The following is a 22,905-nucleotide window of genomic DNA, read 5'->3' as shown; positions in this document are numbered from 1 at the left end:
CCTCCACCTTCGACCTAAAACCGGGATACGAAAGGCACTTCTGCACTTCTGCCAGCGGTTACTCGTGTAACCGTTGACACACATTTTCTACACATTCGATTGGACCTACGATGCAACAGCACCCGTACAGCGAAGAGCTCCTAGAACAAGCCGTGAATACATTGGGGAAAGCCTTCGACTTTGCCGACAAGCGCCTCCCCGGCGGCATGGAACGTTTCTACGATATCTTCTGCGCGTCCGAGCTCTCCCATAGCTTTGGGGGGCCTGGCGCCCGCCCAAATATCGAAATCTCTGGCATCGAGTTTGTCATGGCGGCCTGCAAGGGCATAGTTGATGGAGACCTGGATACACTGCTGTATTCCGAACGTCGCATCCCCCGCGATCTCCAGGACCGTGGCCGATGGTGCGGACGCGCCCTTGCATATCATCAATGGGAAACGGGGCGCAGTTTTCGCGCGATATCGCTATACCTCGGCGGCGAAGACCTGTCCAGCATCTACTCCACCTACCGTACGGCCACCCCAAGGGCCGGTGCCGCCATCATCGAAAGAGATTACGCCCAGGCACAGGAGATCGCCCCAACTCACCTTCGGGAACTACGCGTGGTTGCAGGGCTCACACAGGTTCAGCTCGCCGACGCGTCCGGCGTCGGTTTACGCTCTATCCAGCAATATGAGCAAAGGAAAAAGGACATCAACCGTGCGCAGGCACGCAGCGTTGCACGTCTAGCATCCGCATTATCTTGCCGCATGGAGGACCTGCTTGAGGATTAAGGCGGAATGGGCAGATCTCCACGAGGGGGCGTCGGAATGAGCAAGTTGAGTAATCTTCTTTCTCCGTACCCCCCCATATTCGCGGTACGGAAACGCGCAAATACACAGCAAGGTCGACGACCCTCGTCTCTCCGCCCGGCACCACCCGAGCGGCAGTGGCCTTGAACTGTTTGCCGTAGCGCTTCCTTCTTTGGGTCATTCCGAACACCTCTCGCCCTTAACTTGGTGTCCAGAGAGCTATACCCTCTCCAATAACCGGCCCGTGATTAGGTCCAACTATTTGTCCGCGCCCCCACCCCTGTTGTGCCGACGAATGGCAAGGCGCCGCGAAGAGCCTCTCGCGCAACGCCTCAACGGCCCGTTTTAAACAAGAGAGGCTCCCCAGGCACAGGCTTGGCCGCTGGGGAGCCTCTCTGCTCAGCGAAAGCGGCGTTAGTCGCGCTTGAAAAGGTCGCGCGTGTAAACCTTGTCCGCCACGTCCGCAAGCTCGTCGCTCCAGCGGTTGGACACGATGATGGAGCACTCGCGCTTGAAGGTCTCAAGGTCGTGCGTGACCACACTGCCGAAGAAGTCGGGAGCGTCCAAGGCGGGCTCGTAGACGAGGACGGGGACGCCCTTCGCCTTGATACGCTTCATGATTCCCTGAATGCTGGAAGCGCGGAAGTTGTCGCTGCCGGTCTTCATGGTGAGGCGGTAGACGCCCACGACGGGTGCACTAACCTCGGAATACACCAGCTCGTTCACGCGCTTCAGGATATCGTCGGCGATGAAGTCCTTTCTCGTGCGGTTGCTTTCGACGATGGCTTCGATGAGGTTCTGCGGCACATCGCGGTAATTGGCGAGAAGCTGCTTCGTGTCCTTCGGCAGACAATACCCGCCGTAGCCAAAGGATGGATTGTTGTAGAAAGAGCCGACGCGCGGCTCGAGGCACACACCACGGATGACATCTCCCGTGTTGAGCCCCCTGCTCTCGCAATAGGTGTCCAGCTCGTTGAAGTACGCCACGCGAAGAGCGAGATAGGTGTTGGCGAAGAGCTTCACCGCCTCGGCCTCCGTCGTGCCCAGAACGAGCTCGGGTATGCCGGAGGTGCCGTCCTCGTTCACGCGCTCACGCTCGGCAGGGTCGGCGCCCTCGGCCAGAAGCGAGGCGAAGTTCTCCGCCGCACCCACGGCCTCGGTGTCATCCTTCGGCGCACCCACCACGATGCGGCTCGGGTGTAGGTTGTCGTAGAGGGCATGCCCCTCGCGCAGAAACTCGGGCGAAAAGAAGATTCGCGAGTCGCCGCGCTCCTCGCGAAGCGATGCCGTGTAGCCCACTGGGATGGTTGACTTGATCACGACCCAAGCGGTGGGGTTCACCGAGCGCACCGCGTCGATGGCGGCCTCAACCGAGCTCGTATCAAAGAAGTTCTTTTCCGAGTCGTAGTTGGTCGGCGTAGCCACCACGACGTAGTCAGCACTGGCGTAGGCCTCAGCCGCGTCCACCGTGGCCGTCAAGCTCAGCTTCCGCTCCCCGGCCTTCGCCTCGGCCAGGAACCGCTCAATCTCCGCGTCGCGAATGGGCGACTTGTAATTACGCAGTTTCTCGACCTTCTCGGGAATGATGTCCAACGCGCGCACATCGTTGTGCTGGGCCAAGAGCACGGCCAGCGAGAGGCCCACGTACCCGGTGCCTGCGACTGCAATCTTCATGTTCAGCATTCCTTTCTATCGGACGTCGGCGGAATCGGTGCGCCCGCCGTCGGTTTTACGGCCCATGGCCTCAACGATGCGCCAGAAGCGCCTAATGAGGTCATCGTAGGTGATCACGTCGACCGTTCCGGCGTACTGCCGGCGAACGAAGTCGAAGTCGCGCAGGCGCTCGCCTTCCGGGTCCCTGCCCATGATCACGAGCCCCTTCGGGGAAGTGAACCTCAGGGGAAGATCGGACGGGATGAGCCCGTCGCGGGCGAGTCTCTCGGTCAGCCTTGCCTCCAGAGCGGGGATGTAGTTGTCGCGGTACGTGGAGCTGGCGAGCATGACCTCGTTGTCGAAGGGTCTTTTGATCTCGAGCACGTCCACGTTGCCCCGCGCGTCGACCATGAGGTAGTCTGACCTTCGCCCGGAACCGCCGAAGTCGGGTATGCACGCCCGCTGAACGAAGGCGACGTACTGCGAGAAGAGGAGCTCCAAACGAGATGCACGAGGGCCACCACGAGGCGAACCTGCCCTCCGTCGGCCTGGCCCCGCGCAGCGGCGCCATAAGCGAGAGGAAGTACTCCGCCCCGAGGAGGGCAAGAGTGGTTGCCCAAACGTCGTCATCCGACCCCTCGCGTATCATCCGCTCGAACGCGCAGAACCAGGACTCATGGTGTTCGAGCGTGGGGACCCTCTCTTGGGAGAAGGCGGCGCCCAAGAGCACGTTGACGTGCGCGCTCACCAGGACGTTGCGGAGCAACTTAAGCTGGTCATCGCCCTGAATTCCCGTAAAACCCCGTCCTCATCTATGCTTAATACAAGCACCACATACGATCACCGTTGCTGAATGTGGACAAACAATCTGTCGTAATCTGATTGCATTCAAAGACGCTCACAGGTCTCATTAAGCACGTCGGCAATACGCGACGAAGCAAGGCCGTCTCCATAGGGGTTGGAGGCGCGGGACATGGAAGCATATTCCTTTTCATCAGAGAGGAGTTTGCTGAACTCATTATAGATTGCGTCTTCATCAGTTCCAACAAGTTTCAAAGTACCGGCCGCAACGCCTTCGGGGCGCTCCGTCGTATCGCGCATGACAAGAACTGGCTTACCAAGAGCGGGGGCTTCCTCCTGTATGCCACCAGAGTCAGTAAGGATAAGATAGCTTCTCGACATGAAATTATGGAAGTCAAGGACTTCGAGAGGTTCAATGATATGAAGGCGGTCGAAGCCATCAAGTTCCTCATGAGCGGCTTTTCGGACGATCGGGTTCATGTGAATGGGGTAAATCGCTTTAGTATCAGGATGCTCGCTCATAACTCTTCTGATGGAACGAAACATCCTGTGCATAGGTTCGCCAAGGTTTTCTCGACGATGCGCAGTAATTAGAATAAGCCGTGAGCCGTCCGCCCAATCCAGCTCGGGATGCGAGTACCTCGCATGAACCGTTGTGCGAAGGGCGTCAATTCCGGTGTTTCCAGTAACCCAAATGCGGTTGGTAGGTTTGCCCTCATTCAGCAAGTTCTGCCTGGATGCTTCGGTGGGAGCAAAGTACCATCTAGACACGATGTCGACGGCCTGGCGGTTGAACTCCTCGGGCCAAGGGCTGTAAAGGTCGTAGGTTCGTAGACCCGCTTCAACATGCCCCACTGGAATTTGCAGGTAAAAACATGCCAAAGCGGCGGCAAAGGTTGTAGTGGTGTCCCCGTGCACAAGCACGGCATCCGGTCTCTCGGATTCCAGAACGCCCCTCAACTTAAGAAGCACATCGCAGGTGACGTCAAAGAGAGTTTGGTCAGGCTTCATGATGGCGAGATCATAGTCGGGTTCAACGCCGAAAACTTTAAGGACCTGATCGAGCATTTCGCGATGCTGCCCTGTCACAGCAACGACAGTGGTGAATTCATCAGGCCGGGATTTCAGCTCGTTAACAAGGGGGCACATCTTTATAGCCTCGGGACGTGTCCCGAAAACAAGCATCACTTTTTTTAAGCCGAAGTCAGTTCCCGTCATGAATCAATCACTCACATTCTTATCGGTGGTCAATAAATATAACGCGTCCCTAACCATCCTACAGACGGCCAGCAGGGAACGGCGGTTGTAGAAGTAATAAATTAATACTCCGATGATGGTCAAAGGGAGCGATTCGAAGAAAAAGGCTGAGACAACGAACCAAGCGGCCAAAAGCACATCGCCGACGATTGGGCGAAAAGCCTTTATGCAAAAAAGCCTATTTAAATAAACCTCGGAGACGACACTTCTGAATCCGATGGAGGCGACCATAGCGACTGCGGTCAGAAGTATGTCAGATACAACAAAGGCGCTAATGAAGCAGGCAAGCAAAGATAAAACCAGTGTGGCTGCGTTGAGCCAAAAAAGTGCGTTCTCTTTCCTATATGTTTTAAGATAGGTATTAACAAGGAGCTGCATCTTGCAATCAAAAAAACAAACCGGCAGGATGATTGCTAGATAGAGAAGACTCTGTTCGTATTGGGGCAGCCACAATTTCAGCAAATAGCAACCTGGAAAGTAGAGAACGTACATCAAAGGGAGAATGCCAACAAGGCCATTTCGAAGCTTACGATAAACATCAGACTGTGAGTCCTTACCCATTCTCCTGATAACGGGAAATATGACCATCGACACCTGTGCCATAAAGGTCAAGAGAAAGTTAACCAGTGACACAGAGAAAGAGAAGATTCCGAAAGCTTCGAGTCCCCATTTTCCGTCAATCAGCATACGGGTAGAACCGACAACAAGGGAGCCAGCATAGTAGGCCATCGTGACCTTCAGGCCCGCAACACAATCAGTTTTCAGATTGGGGATGACAAGCCGTGGGGAGCTGGGACGGCAGGCAAATACCTTGCGGAAGTGGAGGTAGCAAAAACAGGAAGAAATAGCTTGGGAAACAATGTAAACAACAATGTAGGGCTGAAAGTTTTCAGGGCCCACGACAATCAGCGCAACAAGAGCAGCGGCCCAAATCGATCCGGACAACACGTTGGCAGTTGAAAAAATGTTTGGCAGGTTGGCCGCTCTGAGCACATAGAATAGAAAAGCGGCTGGGTTAACGACAACGCCAAATATAAGCACGGCGAGAAATACAAAAGCGCGCTCATCTGCGAGCCCACCCGCAAAAATCGCCAAGGTCGCCGCAACAGCAAGCAATAATTGACCAATTAGAACAAGAAAGAACTCACCCTTAACGCGTGGCCAATCGATATCGTCAACCTTGATTCCGCCAATTCGCAGAAATATCCCATCGTGAATCCCAAAAAGCGCAAGCCCAACATAACTGGAATAAAGAATGAAAAGTTGCCAGTAAGCGTAGTCCTCAACGCCTAAAGCTTTTGGTACCAAGAGAGACATCGCGATGCTGGACAGCAGGGAGACGCCCTGCGCCAATACCGCGTAGCCCAAATTGCCCCCGAGGCTTCCATGCTCCGCCAAGTCGGATTTCCTTGCCATAAGAAGGTCCAAATCTGTTGAAGAGGGATTCGTCGCGAACCTGAGTGGTCGGTATGATGGGACTCAGATTAGCGTTTGATCGCGTAGCCGAAGGGTCGAGCTGGCTGAGAGGAGTCGAGTAAAGCAAGGTAGAGAAAGCCACAAGGAAATAGTTGGCATCGAATCTGACGCTCCAAGTCTCAGAAAAGCCCAGAACGACCATGATGGCCAATCCGCAAAGGGCCGCGTTAAAACACCCTTCCTTCTTAGCCTTCAGGAATACGAGGACAACGGCAACGCAGAGTAAAAACGCAGTCAGTAACCCGAACTGAACAAGCGTGAAGCTGTAGGTGTTGTCAACGATAAGGTGGATGGCTGCCTGGTTCTCACGAAGATGAAGAGGAGCATCAGCAAAATCGTAACCGAACAGCGTCAGCGGCCAGCCAGTAAAAAAGTAATTTGCATAGTAAAGCCTATTGGAAAGGGCCTCGTTGAGTGTCGCGTGCAAGGTGTTGCCCGGATTGTAGGCAGCCATGAAATAGTAGCTAGCAACAATTATCGCAACGGAGATGCCCAGGGAAATCGAAGGACCCATCCTCTTCGCAAAGGAGTGCTGGAGAATGAACATTAGGAAGGCGGCAACTAAGAGAGCAAAGGCGGAAGTCCTTGTGTCCACGAGAAAGATCATAGCCCCAATAGAAAGCAAGGGAACGATAAGGTCATACATGTTGATTTTGCCAAATCGCAATGTCAAATAAGCAAGATTCGCCTCAAGGAGGCATTTGCCAAAGCTATTGGGATGATTGAACCCAAGGGAGGAGCGGGCTCCAACGGAAGACCCCCGAAGATAGGTGATGTCTTCGACAATGCCAGAGAAACAGCAAATTACCGCCAAAAAGACCGTTAGTGAGTAGACGACGAAAGCGATAGCGGCAAGTGGTCGTATCTCAACGTCCTTACCGAAGACAATAAATAAAACAGTCCAGACAACAAGGGTGTTCCCAGAGGCCCGCCAACAAACAACAGACAGTGCGACAAGAAAAAGAGCAAGTATCCCCCGACTGAAAGTACTTCTTTGAAAAAGGATTTTCAGAGCAAAGCAAGCGATGACCAGATAGTTGCACAGACTAGTAAATGTGGGTATGTCCAAGCCCAGCACATTGTCAAAGGCCGTGCGACAAACCGCCTCGTTCAGACAAAAGAAAAAAAAGGCGAGGTAGTATACTGCCTGCCCGGCACGCATACCAGTCGTTTCAGCGACGGAGTCAACTAGAGAGCTCATCTTTGTGGTTACGAGATGGTCATCAATGCGCTTCAACGAGGATCTTCCCAACGAAAGTGGCAATCGAATCTGCTTGTGCTTCATAGTCGAATTGACTCAGAAAATAAGCCTTATACGAGGATAAAAGTTGATTAGGGTCCAGCTTCTTCATTTCAAACTCAGAAAAGTCATCAGCAAACGTCTCTTCACGGTACTCGAGTCTCTCAATATTCTTCGAGCTCTCGGAAAAAGCCTGAAGTGTGGGGCTGTAAACAGGAATGACCCCGTTGGAAATATAGCTAGATATCTTCGAAGGGGTGGCTACCCTATTGACGATGCTGTCGTCTCTAATCACAAAACCATACTTCGCTTTGGCAAGAATCCCATCGAGTTCGTCGGGTTCTGCATGCCCTATTACGACATTGTCCACACGGGCTTCGTCGATAAGGGTGCGCGCCTCATCTTGCTGCGAGGTATAGAAAAGAAGCTGGGCAAGGGGGCAAACAGACTGGACTTGTTTGAAGGCGTTTAGCATCTCGCCTATGCATTGATATTTGGCCAAGCTGCCAGCATAGACAAAAACAGGCGCATCATATTTCCCCGGATACAAGAAGGAATTCTCGTGAAATACCTCATTGGAACAGGGCATTATGAAAGTCTTATCTGAGAGACAAACACTATATTTGCCCTCATAGTAGTTAAGTTGAGCATGGGAGACGAGGAAGAGAAGCCTTGCTTTTTTCAGTGCCATATTCTCGACGAAGTTACAAACAGTGAAACGCAGGCGAGACCCGTGCTTCTGAAGCGACTCCTCCGGCCAAACACCTTGACTCCAAAAGACCACATTAGGTCTACCGTAAATTAATAGCTTAAATGCGGTTAATGCCAGAGAGACGACATAAATGTCCTGTTCTCCACCCCCGCAGTTTGCAATGTCGTATTCATAACACACGTTGCAACCCAAGCGCTGGAATGCCTTGCCGATTGCCCTCATGTAGTCGTCGGTGACCACACCGTTGTAGTTCGAAAGCTCAACCCAGACCTTGCTAGTCACTCAAGCTCCAATCAGAATAACAAAACGCCCTATCTGCGATAGGCTTCATTGCACGATCACCGCATCCGACTTCTCGGTGAGCTTCTGGCCCACCTTCCTGACGATAGCACGGGCACGGTTGAGACCGCTGTTCTGGTATCGCGAGAGTCTCTCGGAGAAAGCGGAGAACTCCTTCATGCCAGTGATGGCCGCGAGCTCCTCCATCTGCGCGATGTGAAGCTTGTGGTAGGCCGGACTCGCCATGCGGCGCTCCAGGTCGTAATAGCTCCAGAAGCCCGCGTCGTAGTCACCCAAGTGCGCAGCGAGCGAGCGCGTCGAGCACTCGAAGTCCTCGACGTATGAACAATCGGCGAGTGACATGTCGTAGAGCCCGAAAAGCGAGAACACCCACCCGTTCATGACAGAACGGCGAGGGACCTGTGGGTACTCCTCGAGGAAAAGCTGCCCGTCCATGTGCACGGAGCAGCCCCCCTCGGCGATCGGTATCAGCATGAAGTCAACCGCTGCCTTTGCCCGCTCCTCGTAGGAGGGCTCGTCCAGAAGGTGCGCGGCACGGAGCAGCATTGAGGCCCCCTCAGCCTGCGCCATTGAAGATACGGTGTACTTAGCGCTGCCTATGGGGCCGAACGCGTCCCACGAGCCGTCGGGGTGCTGGGCCGCCACCGCCCACGAGGCGCATGCGCCCAGGGCGTCCAGATGCTCTCGACCCCCATCGATCAGGTACAGGTCATTGCAGCCGAGCGCATACTGGAAGATTGCTATCGGGAAATGCACGCGCTCACCACCGGCGATGACCGAGAGCGGCACGCCGCCCCCGTCAAGCAGGGTGTCAGGCGACACCTTGCCGGTGAGGTCGTTCCAGTAGCCGCGAAGCTCGCCGGGCACGCAAACGCGGCCCCGGCCCTGCTCCACGGCCACCGCCGTCCCGCCGCCGAGCATCTTCGCCCAGCGACGCAGCATAGTTGTCTTCTGAGAAAGCTGTCCCACTGGTCAGTTCACCTTGCCTCGAAGGGCATCCAGCAAGATGCCCACGTTTTCTTTTGTTTGGAAGCTCTCGACCCAGGAACGCCGGGCCGCCCGGCGATAGCCGGCAAGGACTTCCGAATCCATGTCGTAAAAGTATCGGATCGCAACCGCAAGCCCAGCGGCGTCAACGCCCTCGGGAACGAGAGCGCCGCTCGCGCCGTCGCGGACGATCTCTGAGGTGCCGCCAACATCGGTCGCCACTACGGGCACGCCGTGCCCGCTCGCCTCCATGATCGAGATGGGAAGCCCCTCGGAGACCGAAGCGTTGACGAAGAGGTCGATGTGCCGGGAGGCGTAGATACCAAGCAGCTCCGCATTGGGCACGTTGCCGGGGAACTCCGCCCTGACGGACGAGAACCCGGCAACCCCGTCCCTGACGGCGGCCAGATCGGGCCCGTCGCCGTAGTGCGTCCATAGAATGCGCGCGCCCTCCGCATCAAGCAATGCCATGGCGTCGCGCAGCAGAGGCAACCGCTTCACGGGCACCGCCCGCGAGCAGCTGACAACGCGGAACGGGTCGCCCTTGGGCTCGCCGCTCAGGTCGGGCAGATCCCGGGTCCCCAGGTACGCGCGCGTCACCTTACCGGCGAAGGAAGGGTACTCGCGCCTGAGCGTCTCAGCACCGTCCTCGCTGCAGGGCAGCACAGCATCAAGCTTATCGAGCAGCAACTCCCGGCAAGGGAGGTAGCCCACACCGCTACGATCTCGGTAGAGATCGTAGCGGTGTGCCCGCGCGACAGCGCGGGCACACGGGTACGCTTGTTTCGCCCACACAGCCATGAGGGCAGTATCGTAGAGCCAGAAGCTGTAGACCCACGTGGGGATGAAGCCAGCACCCTCGAGGACGGGCACAAGCTTGCGCCACTTGCGAAGGGCCTTGCCCGCGAAGTAGCACTGGAAGGCCCTCTCCCTCGCGGAGAGGATGGGCTCGGCGGCGACGGCCTCGCGGGCACGGGCGTCGGCTGACGTGAGGCCCACGACCAGGCACGCAGCCTTCTCCCCCTTGGTCTGCACACAGCCGAGCGAGGCCGATCGAACGTTTTCGGGCAAGCGCTGCACGGGCAAGCGGTCCGCAGGCGCCTCGGTGGCGATGACCATCACCTCGTCGAACGCCTCGGCCAGGTAGCCAATCTCTGTCTCGAGATAGGACTCGGCGGCCGTCTCGCCCATGTTGTAGGGAAAGTGCTTCGTGAACACGAGGAGCTTCTTCGTCACGCCCTCTTCCCCTTCCCGAAGTAATCGAGACCCTTGCGCACGCAGTCCGCGGGCGAGGCGGCTATGGTCTTCAATGCATACTTGGCGGCGTCCGCCATGCGCCCGCTGCGCTTGCACGCGAACGCGAGCGCAGCGTTGTGGCGAAACTCGATGTAGCGGATGTCGCGCTTCGAGAGGCGCGGGTAGTACTCGCGTACCTTCTTGTGGCGGGCCACCTCGCCGTCGATCTTGTTCTGGCCCAGCGAGAGACGCTCCCCGGAATGCTGATACTGCCTCACGTGCACCTCGGGCATGTAACCCATTCGGGCGCCAGCCTCTATGCAGCGCAGCATCAGCCACCAGTCTTGGCCGGTCGCCACCTCGCCGAAGCCCTCAGTGCGGTCGAACAGGTCGCGTCTGAGCATATAGATGGCCGTTGGGCTTATCGGCGTTAGGAGGTGCGCGCGCAGCAGGCCCTCGGTGGAGAAGTCCTCACAGTGATCGAGCCTGCGGTGCTCCACGAGCCGGCCACGCTCGTCATACCACGAGACATCCTGCCAACTCATGTCGAGGGAGTTTTCCTGCATGAAGGCGACCTGGGTCGACACCTTGTCGGGCAGGAACTCGTCGTCGTCGTCGAGGAACGCGAGGTACTCGCCCGTCGCCTGGCGGCAGGCGTAGTTGCGCGCCGCCCCCCCGCCGGTCTGGCCGGCAGTGTGCAGCAGCCTGAAGTGCGGCAGGCTCACGGCATAGGGGGCAACCGCCGCGTCAGTCTCGGCGCTTTCCGGCCACTCCGGCCGGTTGTCGCTCACCACGATCAGATCGATGTTCTCCGCGCCGTAGTCTTGCGCGGCAATCGAGTCCAGGGCCACACGGATCCTGTCGGCGCGCTTGTAGGTCGGCACCACAATCGAAACGAGGGGCTTGTCAGCACTCATGCGCTACCTCCCCGTCTTCCTCTTGCCGAACATGACGCTGAAGGTCTTGAAGAAGACCCGCCAGTCGACCTTGAGGTTCGCGCCGCGCGCGTAGGCGAGCTCGAACTTCTGACGCAGGCCATTGTCGAATGTGGCGAGGTTGCGTGGGCCCGACTGCCACGCGCCGGTGATGCCCTGGGGAACGGCGAGCACCTGCACCTGCTGCTCGTGCGTGAAGTGCCCGAGCTCCTCGTAGGTGATGGCCCGGGGCCCGATCACGGAGAGCTGGCCCGCGAGCACGTTGATAAACTGAGGCATCTCGTCGAGACTCGTCTTGCGAAGCAACGCACCCAGCTTGGTGATGCGCGGGTCGTCAGTGACCTTGCGCTCGCGGTGCCACTCCTCAATCTGTGCCGGCGTGAGGTACTTCTCCACGTTGTCGGCGTCGGCGACCATGGAGCGGAACTTGAGCACGTGGATGAGACGGCCGAAGCGCCCCACACGCTCGTGCGCGTAGATAGGCGCGCCCTTGGTGTCGGCCGCGATGAAGGCGCAGAGAATCGCACCGGGAATCAGCCCAACGGCACAGACGCAGAAACTGAAGCCTATGTCGAAGGTGCGCTTCACGAAGCGATAGCCAAGCGATCTCGTGTCGAGCGCACGGGACTCTGCGGCGAACTCGCGCGAGCCTGGGAGGCTCACCGCGCTCGTGCTTGCCGCAACGCCGGCCCCAACACCCATTTGACTGTTTTGCACGTTCTCTCCCAACACCACTCCCCCGACCCGAAGGCCCTCTCTGTCTTGCTTGGTGCACGCTTGCAGCTAAGCGATCGCTGTTCTGAGATTGTGTGTGACGCGCGGGTCGTTCTTCATCTTGAACATGGCGCCGGCAACCTCGTTTTGGTCCAGAAGGTCCTTCAGGCGCTCGCCGGCATTTGCACCCGTTCCCGATTGCGCTTCATGAGCTCCAGGCCTAGCTCAACCTCCACGCGCCTGCCGCAGATGGAGAGCTCCACCAGGGCCGCGCGCCTGCGGCGGTTGACCTTCTTGATGGTTGACTCCTGCCCCACGAGCGGGCCGGCCACCACCACTACCCTGCCGCCCTCCACGAAGCCCTCGCTCACGTCAATCGAGCGTCCGCCGCGCTGGGTGAGCGCGCAGATCAGGTCAGTCTCCTCGGGAAGGAGCGGCAGAAATACCCCGTCGTATGTGAGGACCTTCGCGAACTTGGGCGTCTCGTGGACCACCCTGGCCACCTGCGCGATGCCGCGCCGGGTGGCGTCAAGGAGGAGATAGCCCGGGAAGAGCGGCCTCTCCACGCGCCGTGCGTGGGCGAGCTGGCCTCGAACACCACACGTGTGGGGACGAAGGCCTCCCTCACCACGCCCTCGAGGCCGGCAAGCTCGACGGCCTTGCAGATTTGCTCGAGCGTGACGCGCTCCTTGCCGGTCTCGACCTGTACGGCGTACCACATGGCTGCCTCCTTGGGTGCGGTGGGCGGGACGCACCTATTGGCGCGTTTGCGCACGGCTACGCCCACGGAAGCCCGTGGGCCTCCTTACATGGAACGGGGTATTCATCGCCCTGCGCTTGTACGACATTCCCAGCGGGGCACGCTTTACGCGCGGGGCTCGGTTGGATGGGGTTTCCAGACCCCTCCCATTATAGACAGGGCCCCTATAGCAATCTGTTGCATGCTCTTTAGCAAGCTTATGGAATCAGAGCCTTAACAGTCGTTTTACCTGCTCATAGCACCAGCTGCTGGCAGTATGCTTTTTTGGTCGCTAGCTGAAACTAGCGACCATAAGACAATCGCGCCGCCCGCACCCAGCGTAGCCACTGCGGACTCGCCGATATCGAGATCACAGCATGGGCGGGCTGGCGCCCCAGGCACGGCGCCAGCCCCAGAGCGCATCTCCCCTAATGGTCCGACAGGGAGAAGCCGTTGCGCATATGCATGCTGGAGGTGTAGAGCACCTGGTCCAGCAGCTTGTCGTTCTCCTCGCGCAGCTCATCTGCCACGCGGTCGTTCGCAGCCTCGAGCAGCGCGCTCAGCTCGCCCTCGGCCACATCTGCAACTTGGGCGTCCGTCTCGCGCAGCACGCGGTGGCCAAAGGCCATCGTCTTCTGCTGGAAGGCGTCAATCGTGTTGACGTTGTCGTTGTAGTGGGCATCCGCCAGGCACGCGATGATGCGGTTCTCCCAGTAGAGCGAGTCCGTGGTCACACGCCTGGTGGTGCCGCTCAGGTACGCCGGCGTGCGGTTGATGTTGGTGTACATCGGCACCATCGTGTTGAAGGCGTTGGAGCCAAAGGCCAGCCACTGCACGCCACGGGCACCCGCCGGCGCGTAGGGGCGAATCTGCAGCGCGGCGAGGTGGCTCTGGCGGTTGATGCCAATCGGGCGGAAGCGCTTGCGCGTGGCGTCGGTGCCACGGTCGCCGTAGCAGTCGTACTCGGTGCCCTCGTAATGGCTGGAGAGCACGAGCTTCACGTCCTCAATCGTCACCTTGCGCTCGGGCACGCGGCACCAGGGCAGGTCGTTGTCCTCGGGGCGCCACGCGGCGTCCGGGCCGTCCCAGTCGTCGCTCGGGTTGAGCGTGCGCTGCATGTACCAGGCGCGGCAGGTGTTGTAGACGTGGTCGCGCTCGGAGTGGCTGCCAAAGGCCTCGCGCGGGTTAAAGCGCGCATGCACGCCGTCGGCGCCCAGGCCCTCGGAGTCCATCGTGAGGTCCAGGTGGTTGGCAGCCATCCAGTTGCGCAGGTCAGCGCTGCAGAGGTAGTTCTCGCCCTCTCCCAGTGCGTCGTCCAGGTCGAACTCGTCAATGCCCAGCTGGTTGGGCATGGTCACGTAGACGTCATCCGGCACGCGGCGGGCAATCCAGTGGTGGCCGCCCACGGTTTCGAGCCACCAAATCTCGTCGGCATCGGAGAAGCCCACGCCGTTCATCTCGTAGGTACCCAGCTCCTCGAGGAGCTTGCCCAGGCGCAGCACGCCCTCGCGCGCGCTCTTGATGTACGGGAGCACCAGGGTGACGAAATCCTCCTCGCCGATGCCGCCGGGAACCTCGGGCTCGTAGCCCTCCTCGCCCTCCGTGCCCTTGGCCGGCACGAGCTCCACCAGCGGGTCGGCGCCGAGCACGCGCTCGTTGCTCGTGATGGTCTCGGTGGCGGTCATGGCCACGTCGGCGGCGTTGATGCCGGCCTCGGCCCAAATGCCCTCGCCGTCGGTTGCCGTGGGCACGCTCGTGTAGCGCATGGGATTGTCTGGCAGGTCGCACTCGACGTGGGAAAGGACGCTCTTGTAGTGGCGCGGCTGCTCGGCCGGCTGCACCACCACGAAGTTCTCGGGCGTGAAGCTGCCGTTACCCGAGTCGCAGTTGCGCGCGATGATGGTCGAGCCGTCGTAGCTCGCCCGCTTGCCAACGAGGATGGTCGTGCAGGCCATGGTGCCTCCGATCTGTTGTGGCCGCCGTGCGGACGAGGCGCGTTGCCTGCACGCGCCGATTCGGGGGGCAGCCGGTAGTCGAAACGTTTCCGAACGAGATTCTACGCGCATGGGGCACCCGCGCAGGGGCGGATTCCGCAGGCATGCGGTTCGGGGGCGTGTGACGGCGCGCCGCAGGCAACGCCCACGGCGGATTCCGTGGGCATGCGGTTCGGGGGACGGATTCCGTGGGCATGCGGTTTCCGAGCGGAACGGGAGGCGGGCCGTGCGGGAAGCGGGCCGTGCGGGAAGCGTGTGGCGCTAGGCAAACTGGGAGCGATAGAGCTCGGCGTAGGCGCCGCCGGCGGCCACGAGCTCGTCATGGGTTCCCTGCTCGATGATGGTGCCCGCCTCCATCACGAGGATGAGGTCGGCGTCCACGATGGTGGAGAGCCGGTGCGCGATCACGAAGCTCGTGCGCCCCGCCATGAGGCGCTCCATGGCCTCCACGATGGCCCGCTCGGTGCGGGTGTCCACGCTGGAGGTGGCCTCGTCCAGGATGAGGATGGCCGGGTCGCTGAGCATCGCGCGGGCTATGGTGAGCAGCTGGCGCTGGCCCTGGCTCACGCCCTCGGCGTCATTGGAGAGCACGGTGTCGTAGCCGCCGGGCAGCGTGCGCACGAAGAAGTCCACGCGCGCGGCACGGGCCGCGGCCTCCACCTGCTCGCGCGTGGCACCGGGGTGTCCGTAGGCGATGTTTTGGGCGATGGTGCCCTCGAACAGCCACGCGTCCTGCAGCACCATGCCAAAGTGGCGGCGCAGGTCCCGGGCGCGCATCGAGCGCGTGTCCACGCCGTCGAGCGTGATGCGGCCGCCGTCGACCTCGTAGAAGCGCATGAGCAGGTTGATGAGGGTGGTCTTGCCCGCCCCGGTTGCGCCCACGATGGCCACCTTCTGGCCGGGCTCGGCCACGAGCGACACGTCGCGCATGAGGGGCTTGTTCGGCTGGTAGCCAAAACGCACGTGCTCGAAGGCCACGCGCCCGCGCACCGGCTCGGGGCAGGTGGCGGGCTCGGCGGGGTCTGCCTCCACCTCGGCCTCGTCCAGCAGGGCAAAGACGCGCTCGGCGGCAGCGAGGGCGCCCTGGAGCATGCCCACCGTCATCGAGAGCTGGCAGAGGGGCTCGCTCGCCGAGTTGACGTACTGGAAGAAGGCCTGGAACACGCCCACGGTGAGCCGCCCGGCAAGCAGCATGCCGCCCGCCAGCACGCCGATGGCCACCAACGAGCAGCGCACGATGAAGCGCACTGCCGGACCCACGGCGTTGGTGAGAAAGTCTGCCCGGGCGCTCGCGCGGGCCACGGCGTCGGCCGCCTCTGCGAGCTCGCGGGAGCTCGCCTGCTCGCGACCGAAGGCGCAGATGACGGCGCGCCCGCTGTAAGCCTCCTCGACACGGCCCGTGAGCTCGCCCACGGCGGCCTGGCGCTCTGCCGCCGCCTTGAGCGTGCGTTCCGAGACCACACCCGTGACGAGCACGCTCAGGCCCGCGGCCACCACGAACACGCCGGCAAGCGGGGCGCTGAGCGAGGTCATCATGACGACGGCGCCCACGAGCATGCAGGCAGAGATGAGCAGCTGGAGCAGGCCGCGCTGCAGCACCTCGGAGAGCTTGTCGAGGTCATTGGTGGCACGGCTCAGGGTGTCACCGGGGCGGTGCGCGTCGTAGTAGGCGAGCGGCAGGCGCTCGAGCTTGGCGGCAATCTGCCTGCGAAGCCGCAGGTTGAGGCGCTCGGCAAAGCTCGCCATGACCTGCACCTGCACGTTATAGAACGCCCAGGCCACGGTCCAGATGCCCAGGAAGGTGAGGATCTCGCGTCCGCCGTTGTCCAGCGTCACGACGAAGCCCTCCCCCGCCTCGCGCGCCCGTGCGATGTTGGTCCAGAGCAGGTCGACGACGTGGGCGCTGTAGGCAGGCGCCGCGAGGCTCGCCACCACGTAGAGCACGGCGGACGCCGCGGCCACCACGAGCCGCCAGCGCATGCCGGCAGCGGAGCCCCAGAGCCGGCGGAGCGTGGCGAGGGCGTCTTCGGGCACCGCGAACTCGTCGGCCGTGTCGAGGCTGCGATGCCCGTCGACGCCGCGATTCGAATCGGCACCGCGGTCTGGGTTGCCGCCACTGCCGGAGTCGGCGCCTCGGGCCAGGTCGGCGCCGCGGTCCAGGTCGAGGCTGCGATGCCCGTCGACGCCGTGGTTCGAATCGGCACCGCGGTCCAGGTCGCCGCCACTGCCGGAGTCGGCGCCTCGGGCCAGGTCGGCGCCGCGGTCCAGGTCGAGTTCTCCGCTCATGTCACATCCCCTTCCTCTCCTGGGACTCGGCGATGGCACGGTAGGTTGGGCAGCTCTCGAGCAGCTCCTCGTGCCGCCCGATGCCCTCGACGGCGCCGTCTGAGAGCACCACGATCTGGTCCGCGTCGCGGATGGTGCTCACGCGCTGGGCAATCACGAGCTGTGCCGCACCCGCGAGCTCGCCTGCCAGGGCGTGGCGGAGGGCCGCGTCGGTCTTGTAGTCCAGCGCGGAGAAGGAGTCGTCGAACACGTAGAGGTCTGCCCTGCGCACCAGCGCGCGGGCAATGGCGAGGCGCTGGCGCTGGCCGCCCGAGAAGTTCGAGCCGCCCTGGGCCACGCGGGTGCCGAGGCCGTCTGGCAGCTCGCGCACGAAGCCCGCCTGGGCCACGTCGAGCGCGTGCCAGAGGCGCTCGTCGGAGGCGTCGGGGTCGCCGTGCCGCAGGTTCTCGGCGATGGTGCCGCTAAAGAGCCACGCCCGCTGCGGCACGTAGGCGATGCGGCCCCTGAGGCTCGCCTGGGTTACGGCGCGGACGTCCTCACCCACGAGCTCCACCGAGCCGGAGGTGACGTCGTGGAAGCGCAGCAGGAGCTTCGCCACCGTTGACTTGCCCGAGCCGGTGTTGCCGATGATGGCCGTACGCGTACCTCTGCGCATAACAAAGTCGAGGTCGTGCAAGGTGTCCTCGTCCGCGTCGTGGAAGCGGAGGCTTGCGTGGTGGAAGGCGGCAACGACGTCCGGCGCGAGGCGGGCGGCAGGGCACGGGGCCGTCTTCGGGAGCTGGTGTGGCTCCTCCGGGTTCGCCACCTCGGGCACGACGGCGAGCACCTCGCTCGCGCGGCGCAGGCAGGCGATGGCCCTCGGCACCTGCAGAATCGCGAACTGCGCCATCATCATGAAGAACATGATGAGCATCGCGTACTCGATGAGCGCGGTGATAGATCCGACCTGCATGGCGCCCGCGCCCACCCGGTTGGCGCCGAGCCACAGCACGAGAGACTCCACGCCGTTCGCCAGGAAGAAGGTCATCGAGTCCGCGGTGGCGAACATCGCGTTCACGCGGATGGCGTTCTCGGCGTACTCCTCGAAGGTGGCGTCCAGCCGCTCGCGCGCCTGGTCCTCGCGGCCAAAGGCGCGGATGACCCTGATGCCCGTGACCGTCTCGCGCAGGCGCGTGGTCATGCGGTCGACGAAGCCCTGGAGCCGAGTGAATATGGGAGCCGAGCGGCTCACCGCCACCGCCGAGACGGCGAGCATCGCCAGGGCCACGCCCGCAAGCACCCAGCCCATCCACGGGTCGATGGAGAAGGCGAGGCCCACCGCGATGATGCACATCACCGGGACAGGCAAAATCATGACGATGCCCATGAGCAGCGCCTGCTGCACCACGTTGGCGTCCGAGAGGGTGCGCGCGACCATCGAGCCCGTGCCGAAGCGCTCGAAGTCCGAGCCCGAGAAGGCAAGCGAGGCGTCGTAGACGGCCATGCGCAGGTCGCGCCCAACGTTTGCCGCGAGGCGCGCCGCGAGCAGGTTAGCCACCACAGCGCCGCCCGAGCCGCAGAGCGCCGCCGCAAGCATGGCCGCGCCGTGACGCGCGAGGTCATTGCCACTCGTGGCCACGACGGAGTTGATCATGGCCGCAAGCTCGGTGGGAACGAAGAGCATGCCGGCCATGTCCAGCACGAGCGCGCAGAGCGTAGCGGCGGCGAGCGCCTTGTAAGGGGCCATGAGGCGCAAGAGCAGTCGAAGGGCGCCGCGCCTGCTTGTCGGCGCGACCCGGATTTGGGCGACGGTCGACGGGCTAGTCATGCTTGCCCACCTCCTCCTCGGTCATCTCCTCGAGCACGGCCCGGGCATACTTCGTGGCCAGCCGAATGAACTCTGCGCGCTCGCCCGGCTCCAGACGCGCGAAGGCCCTGGCCTCCACTTCCATGGCGGGCACGATGCGCTCCTCAGCGAAGGCATGGCCCTCTCTCGTGAGCGAAATCACCTTGCTGCGCCGGTTGTTCGGCGCAAAGTCCAGCGACACAAGGCCGCGGGCCTCGAGTGTACGGACCGCCGAGTTGATGGTCTGCTTGGGACAGGAGAGGCGGTCGGCGATGTCGCGCTGGGTCACGTCCTCTCCGCCGGCCACTTGGATGGCATAGAGGATCCAGTACGCGCTCTCGGAGAGGCCGCAGCCGCGGGCAAGGCGGTCGTACAGCTCGTCGGTCTCCTTGTAGAGCATGTCCAGGTCCGTGACGCTGGGCTCGTCGCGAGCGGCCAGTCCCTCGTTTCCCTTGCGGGGCGAACCCGGGCACGTGACGCCGGGCCTGGAGCTGGCGGCCAGCCCCTCTGCCCCCTCGCAGGGCATGCCCGTGTCCGCCCTGCCGGGCTCAACACGGGCGACCGGCTCCCCCGTCCCCTCGCAGGGCATGTCCGTGTCCGTGACGCCGGGCCTGGAGCTGGCGGCCAGCCCGGAGCTCAAGGGCGCGGACGGGCGGGCGCCTTCAAGTTGTTCGCTCGGGCGGGCCGGCTCAGGGCTCAGGGGCATGGGATTCAGCGAATCAGCTGCCATATGGACTCCATTTAATACGATTCCGTACTATCTGTAGTCCGAAATCGTACCCATGAGCCCAGAAAAAGACAAGCGGAAGAGCCCCATGTTTGAAAATGAACAGTTTGCTCGCATCTCATCAAGGTACTATGGGTTTCTTGAAATATGCCAATCAATCTACCTGCGGTTTCATAAAACGCGATTTCGGATACGCCGTCCGATAGCGGCAAAACGATTCATTTTCAAACACGAGCGAATCTGAAACGCCTCGAGGGCAATCCGAAGCGCCTCGGGGGCAAGGGAAAGCCACGCGGGCGGGCACAGACGCCCCGAGCCGAAACGTCGGCAGAGCGAAAGGTGCAGAGGAGGGCATCAGAGGTATCAGGCGCGCACGGCTCACAGCCCTCAGCCACAGCCCGCAGCCCGCAGCCCGCAGCCCGCCGCCCACTGCCCACTGCCCACTGTCCACTGCCCACTGTCCACTGTCCGCAGAGAAGAATGCCAGCCGAACCGGGCGTTCGCAGAGGAGGGCGCAAGGCGTTCCAGGCACTCACTGTAAAGGGCGCGAGGCACTGCGGGAACTCATAGGCCACAACGAACGGCACCCCGGGCAAGAACAAGGGGTGGCTCAATTGGAGGCCGCCCTGAAGACGCCCGCAGAACAGCATTAGGCGAGCGCGCACAGCGCACGCCGCAAATTAAACGCAAGCGCACAGCGCCCGACCCACGTCGCTAGATAAGTGCAAGCGTACGCAGCACCCAGAGCCAACCCGTGAGCGTGAAGGCAGAGAGCAGCGTGGATAGCATGACAACGCTCGAGGTCAGCGTGCCCTCGTGCCCCATGTTGCGCGCCATGACAAACGAAGAGAGCGTCGTGGCAGAGCCCATCATCACGAGAACCGCCACGAGCTCCTGGCCACGGAATCCCACGAGCACGGCGATCGGCAGGGTGAGCGCCGCAAGCAGGACGAGCTTAAGCGAGGTGGCGAGGACCGCGGGGCCGCGTACGGCGAGGGCCTTTCGGGCGTCGAACAGCACGCCCATAGCCACGAAGCCCATCGGGGTCACGGTATTAGAAATGCTGTCGAGCGTCTTGTCCAGCACGGGCGGCATGGGCAGACCCACGAGCGCCCAGAGAACACCCGCAAGCACGCCGATGATGATGGGGTTGGTCACGACGTCGCGAAGGGTGGCGACGAGCGTGGCGCGGGTCAGCCTCCCCGAGTTCGACATGGAGGAACCAGCCTTGCCAGAGGCGCCGCTCCCCTCCCCGTCAGAAACCGGCTGCAGCAGCACCAAGATCACCACGGCCATCACGTTGTAGAGGGGCACGGCGCCAATGACCATGAGCGTGGCCGCGCCCGGCTCGCCGTAGATGTTCTGCATGACGCTGATGGCCAGCATCGAGGCGCTGGAGCGATATGCCGCCTGCACAAACTCGCCCTGGTAGCGCGTCTTGCGAAATGCCAGGGACACAAGGTAGGACACCACGATGCCCGTAAGCGTGGCCGCAAAGCAGAAGAGGATGAAGGCGGAGTCCCACTTCTGAGAGAGGTCCGTGGTGGCGAGGTCGTGGAACAGCAGGACGGGGATGCCCACCGTGAAGACGAACCGGTTCATGCCATTTGCCGTGGCGGCGTTCACCACGCCGGCAGCGCGCAGGACCATGCCCACCACCATGAGCAGGAACAGCGGCATCATCGCGTTGAGGCTAAATATCAGGTTGTCCATGCAGGTTTCCCTCCCGTTTTCCCCGGTCATGGTTGCATGGGACGAGCCGGCTGTCGAGCGCGTCGCGGAATCGCCACGGTAGCGAGAGGGATGGCGGGTGCCGCCCTGAAGGGCAAGAGGCGCGCCGAGCGACAGACCGGGAGCCTGCCCGGCATGCAAGCCGCGAACCATTCGGAGGCCGGCCCGACATGCAAGCAGAACGAGACCGGCAGACTGATCCGGCCCACAAGCGGCGCGAGAGGCGACCGGAAGCGCCGCCCCTCAAGCGGCACGAGGCGTTGCTTCCAGGGGCGACGAGCAGACGCTGCCCAGCGAATCGCACGCACAATGGCTGAGGAAACCGCGAGAAAGGGAGCGCATCGTGCCAAACTTCGACCTCATCGCCTTTGACCTGGACGGAACCGTCTTCCCCACCCCCCTCAAGCAGGAAGTGAACGGCCCCGTGGCACGCGCCTTTCAGAGCGCCCACGACGCCGGCGTGCGTATCGTCGTGGCGTCGGGCAGGCCGCGCTGGATGCTGGGCGAGCAGAGCGCCTGCGCCCCCTGGCTGGACTGGCGCATCCTGCTCAACGGCTCTCGCGTGGAGCCCGCTCGCCAGGGCAAGACCGGGCGAGGGGAAGCACGAGCAATCGTCACGGCAGGGCAGAGCGAGATGCGAGCGGCCGAAACGTCAGGGCAGAGCGAGACGCGAGTGGCCGAAACGTCCGGGCAGGACGAGCAGTGCGCATCCACCCAGTTCTGACAGGGCGAGGGCCGCGCGGCAAGAGGGGTATCGGCGCTCCCAGGCAGCGCACGAGCGGCGCGCCCGGACAGGGCGAGCCAGGTGCAACCGACGCGCCCCGGCACCCCGGCACGGCGGAGGCGAACTCCGTTCCCGCAGACGATGGCCTTTCCCACGTGATTCCGCGTCCCGAGGCGCTCGAGCTCGTGGACCTGCTCAAGGCCAACGGCGGCGCGCTCAACCCGCACACGCAGACGGCAAGCTACATCGAGCGCAGCAAGGCCGCCTACTTCGCCGAGCAGCAGAACCAGCTCACCGAGAATGAGCGGCTTGCCGGCGGCTCGGGAGACGAGGTGGCCGAGCCCCGCAGGCTCAACCCAATCGACGTGGCATCGCGCCTGTCCATGAGCATGATCGACTCCGGCAACGACCTCTCAGTGACGGGGCGCGCCACCGCGTTCGTAGCCATATGCAACGCGACGCCCGAGGTCAAGGCTGCCGCGGATGCCATCTGCAACACCTGCGAGCACGACAGCATCGCCTCCTGGCTGGCAAAGCACCTCTAAACCGTCCCGGGCAACCTTCGCGCGGAACCGCCCGTAGGGGCCCGCGACCGGCATCGTTCCGCCGGGGGCCAGGTCCAGAGCTGAGCCCCACCCGCTTGGCCCGCCCGGGCCCCGCGACCGGCATCGTTGCGCCGGGGACCAGTTCCGGCGCGAGTCCGCCCCACGCTCCTCGCACGGCCCCGCTTCCTCGCACGGCCCCACGCTCCTCACACGGCACCGCCTCCTCGCACGG

The 22,905-nt window shown here is 62.1% G+C and carries 19 protein-coding genes; 3 read left to right on the top strand and 16 right to left on the bottom strand.

Features of this window, described 5'->3' with window-relative positions:
* Window positions 1-206: 206 nt before the first annotated feature.
* Window positions 207-773: a helix-turn-helix transcriptional regulator gene (locus EFAMC2_RS08930; protein WP_261980229.1), complete on the top strand. Its 567-nt coding sequence runs from the start codon at window positions 207-209 to the stop codon at window positions 771-773.
* Between the two features lie 432 nt (window positions 774-1,205).
* On the opposite strand, the gene EFAMC2_RS08925 is transcribed toward EFAMC2_RS08930, so the two are convergent.
* From EFAMC2_RS08925 to EFAMC2_RS08845, 16 genes are all read right to left on the bottom strand, one after another.
* Window positions 1,206-2,465 carry a nucleotide sugar dehydrogenase gene (locus tag EFAMC2_RS08925; protein ID WP_154028713.1) on the bottom strand — a complete coding sequence of 420 codons (1,260 nt, stop codon included), beginning with the start codon at window positions 2,463-2,465 and terminating at the stop codon, window positions 1,206-1,208.
* A gap of 15 nt (window positions 2,466-2,480) precedes the next feature.
* Window positions 2,481-2,945 (bottom strand): Shedu anti-phage system protein SduA domain-containing protein, encoded by a 465-nt coding sequence (locus EFAMC2_RS08920; protein ID WP_187325260.1) that lies wholly within the window; start codon window positions 2,943-2,945, stop codon window positions 2,481-2,483.
* A gap of 387 nt (window positions 2,946-3,332) precedes the next feature.
* Window positions 3,333-4,463: a non-hydrolyzing UDP-N-acetylglucosamine 2-epimerase gene (wecB, locus tag EFAMC2_RS08915; RefSeq protein WP_154028709.1), complete on the bottom strand. Its 1,131-nt coding sequence runs from the start codon at window positions 4,461-4,463 to the stop codon at window positions 3,333-3,335.
* Between the two features lie 3 nt (window positions 4,464-4,466).
* A complete protein-coding gene (locus EFAMC2_RS08910) occupies window positions 4,467-5,900 on the bottom strand; it encodes a lipopolysaccharide biosynthesis protein (RefSeq protein WP_154028707.1) in 1,434 nt (477 codons plus the stop codon).
* The gene (locus EFAMC2_RS08905; protein WP_154028705.1) at window positions 5,785-7,215 is read right to left on the bottom strand and encodes a hypothetical protein; all 1,431 of its coding nucleotides are present in this window, start codon (window positions 7,213-7,215) and stop codon (window positions 5,785-5,787) included. The genes EFAMC2_RS08910 and EFAMC2_RS08905 overlap by 116 nt, the downstream gene beginning before the upstream one ends.
* Window positions 7,202-8,212: a glycosyltransferase family 4 protein gene (locus tag EFAMC2_RS08900; protein ID WP_154028703.1), complete on the bottom strand. Its 1,011-nt coding sequence runs from the start codon at window positions 8,210-8,212 to the stop codon at window positions 7,202-7,204. Before EFAMC2_RS08900 ends, EFAMC2_RS08905 begins: the two co-directional genes overlap by 14 nt.
* 45 nt (window positions 8,213-8,257) lie before the next feature.
* Window positions 8,258-9,199, bottom strand: a complete 942-nt coding sequence (locus tag EFAMC2_RS08895; RefSeq protein WP_261980227.1) for a D-glucuronyl C5-epimerase family protein — start codon at window positions 9,197-9,199, stop codon at window positions 8,258-8,260.
* A 3-nt stretch (window positions 9,200-9,202) separates the two neighbouring features.
* Window positions 9,203-10,453 (bottom strand): glycosyltransferase, encoded by a 1,251-nt coding sequence (locus EFAMC2_RS08890; RefSeq protein ID WP_154028699.1) that lies wholly within the window; start codon window positions 10,451-10,453, stop codon window positions 9,203-9,205.
* Entirely contained in the window at window positions 10,450-11,370 is a 921-nt protein-coding gene (locus EFAMC2_RS08885; RefSeq protein WP_154028697.1) for a glycosyltransferase family 2 protein, read from the bottom strand. The genes EFAMC2_RS08890 and EFAMC2_RS08885 overlap by 4 nt, the downstream gene beginning before the upstream one ends.
* A gap of 3 nt (window positions 11,371-11,373) precedes the next feature.
* The gene (locus EFAMC2_RS08880) at window positions 11,374-12,105 is read right to left on the bottom strand and encodes a sugar transferase (RefSeq protein ID WP_222838581.1); all 732 of its coding nucleotides are present in this window, start codon (window positions 12,103-12,105) and stop codon (window positions 11,374-11,376) included.
* 161 nt (window positions 12,106-12,266) lie between these two features.
* Complete coding sequence (locus tag EFAMC2_RS08875) at window positions 12,267-12,668, bottom strand: hypothetical protein (RefSeq protein ID WP_154028695.1); 402 nt, start codon at window positions 12,666-12,668, stop codon at window positions 12,267-12,269.
* A gap of 601 nt (window positions 12,669-13,269) precedes the next feature.
* On the bottom strand, window positions 13,270-14,796 hold the full coding sequence (locus EFAMC2_RS08865) for a C69 family dipeptidase (RefSeq protein ID WP_154028693.1): 1,527 nt from the start codon (window positions 14,794-14,796) through the stop codon (window positions 13,270-13,272).
* A 300-nt stretch (window positions 14,797-15,096) separates the two neighbouring features.
* Window positions 15,097-17,121, bottom strand: coding sequence for an ABC transporter ATP-binding protein (locus EFAMC2_RS08860; RefSeq protein ID WP_154028691.1), 2,025 nt, complete (start codon window positions 17,119-17,121; stop codon window positions 15,097-15,099).
* Between the two features lies 1 nt (window position 17,122).
* Entirely contained in the window at window positions 17,123-18,847 is a 1,725-nt protein-coding gene (locus tag EFAMC2_RS08855; protein WP_261980224.1) for an ABC transporter ATP-binding protein, read from the bottom strand.
* A gap of 73 nt (window positions 18,848-18,920) precedes the next feature.
* Window positions 18,921-19,586 carry a MarR family winged helix-turn-helix transcriptional regulator gene (locus EFAMC2_RS08850; protein ID WP_187325259.1) on the bottom strand — a complete coding sequence of 222 codons (666 nt, stop codon included), beginning with the start codon at window positions 19,584-19,586 and terminating at the stop codon, window positions 18,921-18,923.
* 801 nt (window positions 19,587-20,387) lie between these two features.
* Window positions 20,388-21,386, bottom strand: coding sequence for an AEC family transporter (locus tag EFAMC2_RS08845; RefSeq protein ID WP_154028685.1), 999 nt, complete (start codon window positions 21,384-21,386; stop codon window positions 20,388-20,390).
* Between the two features lie 361 nt (window positions 21,387-21,747).
* Here EFAMC2_RS08845 and EFAMC2_RS08840 point away from each other — a divergent pair, with 361 nt between their 5' ends.
* Together EFAMC2_RS08840 and EFAMC2_RS08835 are read left to right on the top strand one after the other, a co-directional pair.
* A complete protein-coding gene (locus EFAMC2_RS08840) occupies window positions 21,748-22,128 on the top strand; it encodes an HAD family hydrolase (RefSeq protein ID WP_187325258.1) in 381 nt (126 codons plus the stop codon).
* Between the two features lie 155 nt (window positions 22,129-22,283).
* Window positions 22,284-22,673, top strand: coding sequence for an HAD hydrolase family protein (locus EFAMC2_RS08835; RefSeq protein WP_187325257.1), 390 nt, complete (start codon window positions 22,284-22,286; stop codon window positions 22,671-22,673).
* Window positions 22,674-22,905 lie beyond the last annotated feature (232 nt).

Source organism: Olsenella uli, assembly GCF_901212655.1.
GTDB lineage: Bacteria > Actinomycetota > Coriobacteriia > Coriobacteriales > Atopobiaceae > Parolsenella > Parolsenella uli_A.
Note: the sequence above shows the minus strand (reverse complement) of the source record. Positions and strands in the feature narration are given on the sequence as shown.